Annotated in this window: 9 protein-coding genes; 6 read left to right on the top strand and 3 right to left on the bottom strand. The window is 40.5% G+C overall.

What is annotated here, in order from left to right:
- Positions 1 to 50: 50 nt before the first annotated feature.
- The gene (bepA, locus tag CWB80_RS04070) at positions 51 to 1,511 is read right to left on the bottom strand and encodes a beta-barrel assembly-enhancing protease (protein WP_138600004.1); all 1,461 of its coding nucleotides are present in this window, start codon (positions 1,509 to 1,511) and stop codon (positions 51 to 53) included.
- Between the two features lies 1 nt (position 1,512).
- The gene (locus tag CWB80_RS04075; protein ID WP_054553736.1) at positions 1,513 to 2,178 is read right to left on the bottom strand and encodes a hypothetical protein; all 666 of its coding nucleotides are present in this window, start codon (positions 2,176 to 2,178) and stop codon (positions 1,513 to 1,515) included.
- Between the two features lie 155 nt (positions 2,179 to 2,333).
- Between CWB80_RS04075 and CWB80_RS04080 the strand changes: the two genes are divergently transcribed.
- The 3 genes from CWB80_RS04080 (at position 2,334) to CWB80_RS04090 (ending at position 5,986) form a co-directional block, all read left to right on the top strand.
- Positions 2,334 to 2,552 (top strand): sulfurtransferase TusA family protein, encoded by a 219-nt coding sequence (locus tag CWB80_RS04080; RefSeq protein ID WP_054553735.1) that lies wholly within the window; start codon positions 2,334 to 2,336, stop codon positions 2,550 to 2,552.
- The gene (locus CWB80_RS04085) at positions 2,545 to 3,612 is read left to right on the top strand and encodes an AI-2E family transporter (RefSeq protein ID WP_054553734.1); all 1,068 of its coding nucleotides are present in this window, start codon (positions 2,545 to 2,547) and stop codon (positions 3,610 to 3,612) included. The genes CWB80_RS04080 and CWB80_RS04085 overlap by 8 nt, the downstream gene beginning before the upstream one ends.
- A 118-nt stretch (positions 3,613 to 3,730) precedes the next feature.
- Positions 3,731 to 5,986 carry an aminotransferase class V-fold PLP-dependent enzyme gene (locus tag CWB80_RS04090; protein WP_138600003.1) on the top strand — a complete coding sequence of 752 codons (2,256 nt, stop codon included), beginning with the start codon at positions 3,731 to 3,733 and terminating at the stop codon, positions 5,984 to 5,986.
- A gap of 67 nt (positions 5,987 to 6,053) precedes the next feature.
- Here the strand turns inward: CWB80_RS04090 and CWB80_RS04095 are convergent, their stop codons facing one another.
- Complete coding sequence (locus tag CWB80_RS04095; RefSeq protein ID WP_138600002.1) at positions 6,054 to 7,085, bottom strand: LacI family DNA-binding transcriptional regulator; 1,032 nt, start codon at positions 7,083 to 7,085, stop codon at positions 6,054 to 6,056.
- Between the two features lie 348 nt (positions 7,086 to 7,433).
- Between CWB80_RS04095 and pgi the strand changes: the two genes are divergently transcribed.
- From pgi to pgl, 3 genes are all read left to right on the top strand, one after another.
- The gene (pgi, locus tag CWB80_RS04100; protein ID WP_138600001.1) at positions 7,434 to 9,080 is read left to right on the top strand and encodes a glucose-6-phosphate isomerase; all 1,647 of its coding nucleotides are present in this window, start codon (positions 7,434 to 7,436) and stop codon (positions 9,078 to 9,080) included.
- Positions 9,081 to 9,350: 270 nt separating this feature from the next.
- Positions 9,351 to 10,823 carry a glucose-6-phosphate dehydrogenase gene (gene zwf, locus CWB80_RS04105; RefSeq protein ID WP_054553730.1) on the top strand — a complete coding sequence of 491 codons (1,473 nt, stop codon included), beginning with the start codon at positions 9,351 to 9,353 and terminating at the stop codon, positions 10,821 to 10,823.
- Positions 10,824 to 10,828: 5 nt separating this feature from the next.
- Complete coding sequence (pgl, locus tag CWB80_RS04110; protein ID WP_138600000.1) at positions 10,829 to 11,539, top strand: 6-phosphogluconolactonase; 711 nt, start codon at positions 10,829 to 10,831, stop codon at positions 11,537 to 11,539.
- Positions 11,540 to 11,840: the final 301 nt, after the last annotated feature.

The following is an 11,840-nucleotide window of genomic DNA, read 5'->3' on the forward strand; positions in this document are numbered from 1 at the left end:
TGTTCTCACATTTAATAATTTGGCTTATTTTAGGGCAAGCGCCGCGAGACTTAAAGTCTCGCAAGCTCTTTTTGTAATTGACGGTATTGTGTAAGTAGGGCTTTTAAACGTTGTTGTTTAACTAGCTCTTCAGGCTCAACAAAGTTTAGTGCTTTTTGAATTTCATCTGCTGCTTTTAAATAAGCGCCATATTGGGCAAGCACATCGGCATGCGCTTCATGGTAGGAAGCCATATTTTCTTGCTTTTTATAGACATCAGCAATGAGCTCTTTGGCAAGATTGTTCTCAGATTTTGCTAATAAATAAGATTTTAAGATACGTTCAGCAAGGTCAAAATGTTTTGCTTCAATAGCGGCATTTGCATAGTTTAAGGCAATCACCTGATTGTTTGGTCTATCGATATCTAGTTTAGCTAAAAACTCTACTGCTTCATTCGCTTTACCTTGCGCAATAAGTAAGTCGGTGTGGGTATCAATATAAAATAAGTTCTTTGGATCTTGCTCAAGTAATGGATTCAAAATGCTGGCTGCTTCATCAAGCTTTTTTTGGTCCAACAAGCTAATACCCAAACCATATTTAAGTGCAGTGTCGTTATGAACGGTATTTTCACGCATTAATTTACGAAATAAATCTTCCGCGGCTTTTGACTTTTGCTGATAGCGAGCAATAACACGGCTCTTAGCTAGGTTAAACTCTAGGCTGTCGGAGTAGTGCCTTTTTGGATACTGCTCGGCACGTAAGCGCACATCAGAGACACGGCTTTCTGGTAATGGGTGAGTCAGCAAAAATGCGGGCGGCTTATATTTGTAGCGAATTTGTGCAGCAAGTTTAGTTAAAAACTCACTCGATTGGCGAGGATCAAACCCAGCATTATTTAAGGTCTGCATACCAATTCGGTCTGCCTCTTGTTCAGCAGCACGGCTATGAGTTAATTGACTAAACGCCGCTTGTGTCTGGTTTGCTGAGATAATTGCAATACCAGCATCAGGTGCCACTACAGTAGCTAAAATACCAGCAATCATACCAGCGATAGTTAACGCGCTGTTATCTTGCTGTTGTTGAATACGACGCGCTAAATGGCGCTGTGTTACGTGGGCAATTTCGTGCCCAAGTACTGAGGCAAATTGACTTTCGTTATCGGCTTGTGCCATGAGCCCTGTATGCACACCTACATGACCACCATAGAACGCAAAAGCGTTGATTTCAGGGTTATTAACCCAGAAAAAAGAAAATGGAAAACGAACATCGTTGGCGTTTGCGACTAAACGGCGGCCCAAAGTGGTCAGATACTCATCAAGAACAGGGTCATTGACAACGGGTGATGAGCCACGAATTTGCATCATCATCACTTCACCGATTGCTTGTTCTTTTTCAATCGGTAAGGCTTGTAATGCCGAGGTCCCTAAATCGGGCAGCTTAAAGTTAGTTTGTGCCTTCAACGGCTCACTGTGCAATATCGAAAATGTCAGTAATGCACTACACAGTGTAATAAAGGCTAATTTTAGTCGCATCTTATTCCTTGTTGATTTGCTCACCTAACATGACTTTTGCTAAATCTATTTCGTCGCTGCATGCTCGGCTGTCTTTTTCGCACAATTGATAGAAATCTTTTATTGTGACTCCATCTAGCTTAACAACGTTCAACTCCCGTTGTAAAAAAGTTATGATTTTATGCGCTACTTTATGAGCATGCAGAATTAAGGCTTTGTCAGCTTTGTCACCTCTTTCAAAGTAAAAAGCGATGAATTTATGAAGCTGGTTAAAACGAATAAGGTTTTTCATGGTGTGCGGATCCCACACCTTAAATTCCATAAAGCGGTTGTCTTTGATGTATTGGTCTACCGTCACATCTTTTGCATAAGGGTAGGCCCATAATTCGAAACCTCGGTCCGTAAAGCTTTGATGCAAAGCAATGCGCGGTTTTTGCTCACAGACAATTTCGCCCATGTCGGTTTCATGGCCACCTAATAAATCAAGGTTCCAGTTGCGTGGGTCAATTAATTGTTTAACGGCATTATCAAAACCGTGGTCTAAAATCCCTTCAGATTCGCTAACCGATGATGCGACCATATGATAAAAAGGCGGCAGCTCGCCCCAGTTTATTTGTTTTTTATACCAGTTTATCTCTTTAAGAGTTGGATTCGCAGGTAATTGCGCTTTATTATGCGAGCCAGGCATCAGGTTTCCTTTACTACCAGTTATTGAATAAGGATAAACTATTGTTTTGCGTGTTTTAAGAAAAAAATGAGTTGTTTCTCATTATAAAGACTTATTTTAGCAAGGTGCCTACATCTTATACTTATTATTCATATTAATAACGCAGTTGATTCGCTATGTTAACGGTTGATTTAAGGGACTATAAGTGCCCTCAACAATTTATTCAGTTTAAATTAGGGTTGAATAAGGCAGTATCGGCTCAACAAGCCGTGACTTTTACATTTAATGCTGCTGAGGCAACGGACGATATGCAGCGATTTTTAGAAAAACATCATTACCATTTTAAAATTGACCTAGAATTAGGTGTGCTAACAGTGGAGCCCATTCGTGTTTGAGTATGTAAAAGCCTGGTACGAAAATAAATTTTCTGATCCCCATTCAGTAACCTTGTTGTTATTGCTTATTGCAACCTTTGCATTTTTCTACTTTTTTGGTTCGTTAATCGTGCCTGTCTTAGTTGCCTTGGTAATTGCCTATTTACTAGATTGGCCTGTTGCTCACTTAGAAAAGCTGGGTTTGAAACGGTTTACCGCAACGATTCTAGTTATGCTGGTATTCAGTGGCTTGATGATTATGATTATTGTCGGCATGGGGCCTGTGCTTTGGCAGCAAACCAGCAATCTAGTTCAAGAAACGCCTTATATGATCGAAAAAGGTAAAGCACTGCTGTTACATCTTCCTGAAGATTACCCAAGTTTGATTACTGAAGATCAGGTTAAATCAATTGTTACCAGTGTTGAGACCAAAGCTATTGAGTTTGGTCAGTTGGTGCTATCGGTGTCATTAACTTCGATAAAAGACGTTGCAGCTTGGCTGATTTATCTTATTTTAGTGCCGCTCTTAGTGTTCTTTATGCTTAAAGATAAATTAGAGCTCACGCAAAGTGCTGAGCGTTTATTGCCTAAGCAACGTCGCTTGATCATTCAAGTTTGGCAAGAAATGAATCAGCAAATCATGAATTATATTCGCGGTAAGGTATTTGAAATTTTAATTGTTGGTACTGCATCTTTTATCGCTTTTGCAGTGCTTGACCTTCGCTATGCGGCTTTACTCGGCGTATTAGTTGGCTTGTCTGTGCTTATTCCATTTGTAGGGGCGGCATTGGTGACCATTCCTGTCGCTGCAGTGGCGTTATTCCAGTTTGGTTTAGAAACACAATTTTGGACTATTTTAATCATCTATGGCGTGATCCAAGCACTTGATGGCAATGTGTTAGTGCCGTTATTGTTCTCTGAAGCGGTAGATTTAAATCCAGTGTTCATCATCGTTGCAGTATTGTTTTTTGGCGGTTTATGGGGCTTTTGGGGCGTGTTTTTCGCAATACCGCTGGCTTCTTTAGTAAAAGCACTTATCAATGCCTGGTCTTCTAAGCAGGTTGAGCTAATAGAAAATTAGCTTAGTCTTAAAAAGTATAGAAAACGCACTTTACTGACTAATTGATTATTATAATTTAGCCGTGAAAAATGTAAAATAGGTTATAAGATATATCTTTTAGTAATATGGTGCGTTTTTCATGGCAAATTTTTACCTTCCTGACGATGCTAATCAGCAAATTTATTTAGATGCGAATGCAACGACTCCTGTACTTCCTGAAATTGCCGATGTGGTTTCGCACACGATGCAAGTCTGTTTTGGTAATCCATCAAGCTCTCATATTACGGGTATTCAAGCAAAACACTTATTAGAACAAACACGTAACAAAGCTCGTGAAGTCATTGGCGCTGCCGACGGCGATATTTTATTTACCTCGGGTGCAACAGAAGGAATTCAAACGGCGGTTGTTTCAACGCTTATTGCTGCAAAAAATCATCAAATCGAGAATCCGGTATTACTTTATGGGGCAACAGAGCATAAAGCGGTGCCAAATACCCTAAAACATTGGAACAGTGTACTTGATATCAACGCGCAGGTATTAGCTATTCCAGTAGATAAAAACGGTATTTTAGATCACGAGTTTATTCGTACACATGCTGCGAATGCACTGATGATTTGTACTATGGCAGTAAACAACGAAACCGGTGTATTCCAAGATTTAAGCGCTATTGAGCAAGTTATTCGTAGTGAAAACAATAATGTGGCTTGGATGGTTGACTGTGTACAAGCATTAGGCAAAACCAACTTAGCACTAAGCCAAACAACCATTGATTACGCCCCATTTTCTGGCCATAAATTGTATGCGCCTAAAGGCATTGGTGTACTTTATATTCGTAAAGGCAGTGCATATACGCCATTTATTGCTGGCGGCGGCCAAGAAAGCGGTATGCGATCTGGTACCGAAAATTTACCGGGCATTGCCGGTTTGAATAAGCTGTTCTCGTTATTGCTTGATAAACAAAACCAGACTTTTAAGCCAATTGAGCAGCTACATGCTTTTCGCGAGCAATTATTAGCTGCATTAACAGACACCTTTGGTAGCATCACGTTCAATCACAGTTTTGAGCATTCGGTGCCAACAACGTTGAACTTTGCGGTGAACGAATTAACCAGTAAAGAAGTGATGGATTTATTTGATGCTGCGGGTATCCGTGTGAGTGGCGGCTCAGCGTGTAGCTCAGGTGCAAATCGTAGTTTTGTTTTAGATGCGATGGGAGCCAGTGATTGGCAAAGTGAAAACGCGATACGTATGTCGTTTGGCCCAGCTGTTAACCAACAAGAGATTGATTTTGCTTGCGACAAAATCCGTTCTTTAAAGCCGATTCTAGAAGCAAACTGCTTAGTGGTATCTGATAGTACATCGCCGCAACACGAAGTTTGTGCTATTGGCTTAACACAACTTCGCCATCAAGCAGCGTGCTGCTGGCTTTATGTCGACAGTGATAAAAGCGCTGTGGTGATTGATCCTATCATTGAGCTTATTCCACGTATGGCGAAAATTGTCGCGACACAAGGTTTAACAGTAAAAGCGATTATCGATACCCATAATCACCAAGAACGTTTATCGGCCCGTTGTTTATTATCAAAAGAGCTCGCAGAACGTTATGTTGCTAATGAGATAGACGAACTTGGCTGGCCAAAAGATTCAGCAACCATCGAATTAAGCGATGCGCGCTTAACTAAAGTAGCAACACCAGGTCACAGTGACGATAGTGTTAGCTATTTATTATCAGATACGCAAAGCGGTGATATCAGCTATTGCTTCTGTGGTGATTTAATCTTACCAGGCGGCTTAGGTAACACTGCAATTAGCGGTGGTGATGCTGTGAAAATGGCTCAGTCTTTAAAGCAGCTTGCTATGGTAATACAAGATTCAACGGTGATTTGTTCTGGTCATGATTATCAGCAGTGTTTTGCTATGGATTGGCATGCGCAAAAAGCAACGACTCCGTTACTTGCGCAACTATTAAGTGAGCTAGTATCAGATGATGAGTTTGTTGAATTAAAGCAACAAGCTGATGAGCAAAAGCATACTGTAAGTCATTCTCTATGTGGCTATGTTGAAACACTTGAAAGTGCGCCGATGAAACAGCTAGTCGCAACCGATGCGAAATCAATGTTAGATGATAAGGCAACTTACCTAATTGATACACGTGAACCGTATGAGCATGGAGCGAATAATTTAGCAGAGTTATTCACTGTTGCTGAGAGCAAAGTGATTAACATTCCACTCAGTCGCATGGCAAACGCCATCGTGCAAGGGCAGCTTAATAAAGCGCATAGCTACATTTTGGTTTGCCGAAGTGGTAATCGTTCAAAACAAGCGGCTAACAATTTGTCGCAGTTAGGGTTTGAAAATGTTTATAACTTAAATGGTGGTTTAGCATTGCTTTAACAAGCAATACCAATTCGCTTAATTAAAAAAAGCCGCTATAGAGCGGCTTTTTCGTAACTTGTATAAATTAGGCCGTTGTAGGGCCTGAGCTTTCCCGTACTACTAATGAAGGGGTAAAGGTCGTGATGATGTCTTTATCTTGATTACGTGCACCACGGGTTTTTCTAAACAGTAAACGCGCTGCATGCTGCGAAATCACATCATTTGCCTGATGAGCTGTAGTGAGTTTAGGCCAAGTCTGACGCGAGAACGGTGAGTCTTCGAAGCCCGTAATTGATAGCTGCTGTGGAATTTCGATACCCATTAAGCGTGAGGCGAATAACGCGCCCGCTGCCATTTCATCGTTACCGCCAAGTAGGGCTGTGATGTTTTTCGGGTTATTCTCACCTAACAATGCTTTTGCGCCTTCTACACCTGATTCAAAAGAATACTGGCCTTCGTAGATGAGCGCGTCATGCAATGGAATGCTGTGATCTTTTAACGCGGCCTGATAACCCTCTAAACGTTCAGTTGTTGATTTATGCTCTTTGTCACCGCATAAAAAACCAATATTTTTATGGCCAAGCGACAGTAGGTGAGCGGTGATTTCGTACGCTGCTGCGTAATCGTTCACATAGATACAAGTGTCTTGGTCTTCTTCAGTAGGGCGGCCAGAGAGTACGCGTACATAATGAATGCCCATTTCATCTAGCATATCGATAATGCTATTTTGCTCTGACAGCGGTGGCGTTAATACAAGGCCAGCTAAGCGAGAGCGCTTGATCATGGTTTTAAAGTCTTCTTCCATGTTGCCATCCAGATAGTTACATGGATGAATAACCAGCTCATAGCCTTCTTCTTTACAACGCGATAACACACCGTTTTGCATGTCGATGACATAATAAGCATTCGGGTTGTCATAAACTAAACCAACAGTAAAAGACGATGTGCCTGCTAGGTTACGAGCAGCAAGGTTTGGTTGATAGTTTAACGTGTTAACAGCGTCCATCACTATATCGTACGTTTTTTTTCTGACCGATGGCTCTTTATTAATCACTCGTGAAACGGTTTTCATTGAAACACCTGCGAGCTTGGCTACATCATTAATGGTTACTTTCATACTGTTGCTTTATAGTTGGTTATATTTGTATTATAATATTATCGTTCAGGTGTTCACCAGACGCTTTTTCTTATATGTACATCTATATTTAATATAAGTTAGTTAGTGTATCTAATGTTCTACCAAATTAGCAGTAAAATAATTGAGATAATTTTTATGATACCGGTGTCAAAAGAGAAAAATTGCGCTATTATCTCGACTATAGAATGTAAAAGTAGAACATTGACAGCGTTGTCATTTTAACTTAGTGTTGATTTCACACCGTGTTTTTAATTGCTGTCTTTATTCAATATAATAAAAAGATAGTTAAGAATCAGTTTGTTGCAAGTTTTGAAGGGGATTAAATATATGAGCAGCCGTTCGCAATTAGCTAGTTGGCAAGCACTATCTGAAAGTGCCAAGAAGATGAAACAAATTCATCTTAAAGATTTATTTGCCAAAAATAGCACGCGTTTCGAGCAATTCTCTGCTCAGATCCCGGGTGTATTATTCGATTACTCGAAACAACAAATTGATAAAACTGTTTTTGAACAATTAATTGCTTTAGCGAAAGAGTGTGATATTAGCGCATGGCGCGAAAAAATGTTCAGTGGTGAGAAAATTAACATTACTGAAGACCGTGCTGTACTTCATACTGCTTTACGTAACCGCGCTAACACAGCTGTAATGGTTGATGGTGAAAACGTAACAGATGCTGTTAACGCTGAGCTTGCTAAAATGAAAGCCTTTGTTGGTAAGGTACGCAGTGGTGAGTGGTTAGGCTACACAGGAAAAGCAGTAAAAGATGTGGTTGCAATTGGTGTCGGTGGTTCAAATCTAGGCCCACAAATGGCAACAGAAGCGCTTGCTGCTTATGCTGATGGCACATTAAATGTTCACTATGTATCAAATGTTGATGGTGTTCAGATTGCATCTGTTTTACAAGGTTTAGACGTTGAGACAACGTTATTTGTTATCTCGTCAAAAACGTTTACCACCTCAGAAACCATGACTAACGCTAAATCGGCTGTTGAGTGGTTTTTACAAACGGCACAAGCGCAAGAGCACATAGCTAAGCACTTTGTAGCTGTAAGCACCAATTTAGAAAAAACAGCGGCCTTTGGTATCGCTGATGAAAACGTATTCACAATGTGGGATTGGGTAGGCGGTCGCTTTTCTTTATGGAGTGCGATAGGATTACCAATCGCCCTGTACCTAGGCTTCGACGCGTTCGAAGAGATCCTAGAAGGTGCGTTTGAAATTGATGAGCATTTTAAAAATGCTGAATTTGAAAATAACGTACCATTATTAATGGCGCTTTTAAGTGTTTGGAACACAAGCTTTTTAGGTTATACAGCGCAAGCTATTTTACCGTATGATCAAGCACTACACATGTTACCCGCGTATTTACAGCAAGGTGAGATGGAAAGTAACGGTAAGCATGTTACTTTTGCAGGTGAAACGGTTCCTTACACGACGGTTCCAATTATTTGGGGTATGACAGGTATCAATGGTCAACATGCTTTTTACCAATGTCTACACCAAGGTAATGTAATTGTACCTGCTGACTTTATTGCTTCAATTGAGCCCCAAGTCAATGTAGGCAAGCATCATGATATTTTATTATCAAACTTCTTTGCACAAACCGAAGCGATGATGGCCGGTGTTGATGCAGAGCAAGTAACTGCAGATTTAACCGCGAAAGGTAAATCTGAAGCAGAAATCTCAGAATTATTGAATCACAAGATTCACCAAGGCAATCGCCCAACAACGTCAATGTTATTAGATAAAGTTGATGCGAAAACGGTAGGACGATTAATTGCGCTTTATGAGCACAAGATCTTCTGCCAAGGCATTATTTTAGAAATCTGTTCATTTGACCAATGGGGTGTAGAGCTAGGTAAGGGACTTGCCTCTAAAATTGAAGCTGAATTATTTGATGATGCAGTCAGTCATCCACATGATAGTTCAACCAATGGACTGATCGCTTACTATAAGACACATCGTAAGCAGTAAAAGATTCGCAGTATTAGCTGCAAACCGAATACCTTTGAACGGGTAGCGCTGGAGTTCTTAGGGCCTGTATTTTTGTGAGAGGATTTACAGAGCCCCTAAGACTCATTTACTTCAGCCAACATAAAAAGAATGAGTAAGCTACTTACAAACAAATTCAACAGGCTTTGTTAAAGGATATTGTCTAACAGGCCACATCAACCAGATAACAACACGCACTGCCATATTGCATGAATTGGATGAACATGGCATTGCCAATGTAGAGAGTGATATATGTTAAATCCATTTGATATCGTAATTTTTGGGGGCGGCGGTGATCTTGCGTTACGTAAGTTACTTCCTGCAATGTATCGCGCTTATCAAGAGGGCAACCTTCCTCAAGGTTCTCGTATCCTTCCTACGGTACGTGAAGAAAGCAAACGTAAAGAATACATCGAAACAGCACATAAAGCGTTACAAGACTTTTTAGGTAAAGGTGAGTACAACGCAAAAGATTGGAAAGCGTTTTCAGCTTACCTTGTGCCAGTTGTATCAAATGTGACTGAAGCAGATGATGACTGGGACAAATTAAGAGATATTCTTGATGAACACGACGCTGACAAGTCTCGTGTTTTTTACCTTTCTTTACCACCTGCAGTGTATGGTAGCTGCTGTGAAATCTTATCAAAGAAAGGTCTAATCACAGAAACATCTCGTGTTGTTGTTGAAAAACCGATTGGTTACTGTGGTGAATCTGCTGAAGCAATCAATGCAAAAATTGCTGAATACTTCAAAGAAGAGCAAGTATTCCGTATTGACCATTACTTAGGTAAAGAAACAGTACAAAACTTAATGGCACTACGTTTTTCAAACTCATTGTTTGAAAACCTGTGGGATGCAAAATCAATCGATAACATCCAAATTAGCTTATCGGAAACAGTGGGTCTAGAAAGCCGTGCTGGTTTCTACGATAAAGCGGGTGCATTACGCGATATGGTACAAAACCACTTGCTACAATTACTTTGTTTAGTGGCAATGGAATCACCAAATAAACTAAACGCAAACAGCATCCGTACTGAAAAACTAAAAGTACTTGAGTCGTTACGTCCGTTAGTGGCTGAAGATGTTGATGCAAACATTGTACGTGGTCAGTACGTACCAGGTAACTTAGACGGTAAAATCGTCCCTGGTTACTTAGAAGAATTAAACGAAGGTGCGAGTAAAACAGAAACTTTTGTTGCTATTCGTGCGCACATCGATAACTGGCGCTGGGCTGGCGTGCCTTTCTATCTTCGTACTGGTAAACGTATGAAAAAGCGTTGTGCTGAAATCGTTGTTGAATACAAAAAAGTATCTCACAACGTTTATACCGACAACGTAGGTAACATTGAGCCAAATCGTCTTGTTATTCGTCTGCAACCAGAAGAAACAATTCAATTAACACTGATGTCTAAGCGCCTTGATAACCTTGAGATGCAATTAGAACCAGTAACCATGAACATTGAGTTATCGCAAGCGTACAGTAATGGTTTTCATTCAGATGCCTATAAGCGCTTAATGTTAGATGCCGCAGCAAACAACCCGTCGCTGTTTATTCACCGTGATGAAGTGCGTCAAGCATGGAAATGGATTGACCCAATCATCGAGCGTTGGCAAGAAAAAGGTGCACCATCGTTATACCGCGCTGGTACGTGGGGCCCTGAAGATGCAGATGAGCTTTTAGAAGAAAACAACCACGTTTGGTTTAACACAGGCGATAAGGCGTAATTAAGATGGCAACAATTGTTGAAAAATTCTTTGCAAACAAAGACGAATTAACAGCTGAACTTTCTTCAAGCCTTGAACAAAGCCTTGTTGCTGGTATTAAAGAAGATGGCCGTGCGGTATTGATGGTGTCGGGTGGCTCATCGCCAGCACCTGCTTATAAGCACTTATCAAACCTTGAACTTGATTGGGCAAGCATTGATGTTGCTATGGTTGATGAGCGTTGGGTTGATGCTGATCATGAAAAAAGTAATGAAGCATTTATCAAAAGCACGCTATTACAAAACCATGGCGCAGCTGCTAATTTCGTGACAATGAAAAATGACGCATTAACGGCGCAAAACGGTGTAGCTGAATGTGAAGCTGCATACAAAGCATTAAAGCGTCCTTTTGATGTGACGATTTTAGGCATGGGCCCTGATGGTCATACGGCTTCTCTTTTCCCTCATGCCGAAGGTCTTGAACACGGTCTAGCAACAGATGATTTAGTATGTGCAATTAATGCCATTGAAAGCGATGTAACAGGTAAAATCACTGAGCGTATGACGTTAACTTTATCTGCGATTGCAGATTCTAAAGTTGTGAAGCTTTTAATTAGTGGTGAAGAAAAACTCGCTGTTTACAAGCAAGCGAAAGAGGGCGGTGCAGTTGCTGACATGCCTTTACGTGCAGTATTGAATCACCCGCATATCAATATTGAAGTTTATTGGGCGCCTTAATCGCCCAATAAAACTCTATGCCAAAAGCGAGCTATTATGCTCGCTTTTTTGTTTTTAAATACTTACCTTGAATACCAATCCGCAATAATACTTAATCATTTTGAGGGATTAAACCTGTCGCTAACGGCGTTAAAAATTTCTGATTTAGAACAACTAAATAACGAAATTTTGCCTTGTTATCAACGAGGTTTTATTGCCTAAAAATAGGTCACTTAATTAAGCGAATTGGTATAAACACTGCAAGAAGTAGTGTGAATAAATGGGTTTCTAGTTACCTAGAGTATGGGCTTGATGGTTTAGC

Origin of the sequence: Pseudoalteromonas sp. S1650, assembly GCF_005887195.1 — a bacterium.
Taxonomy (GTDB): Bacteria; Pseudomonadota; Gammaproteobacteria; order Enterobacterales; family Alteromonadaceae; genus Pseudoalteromonas; species Pseudoalteromonas simplex.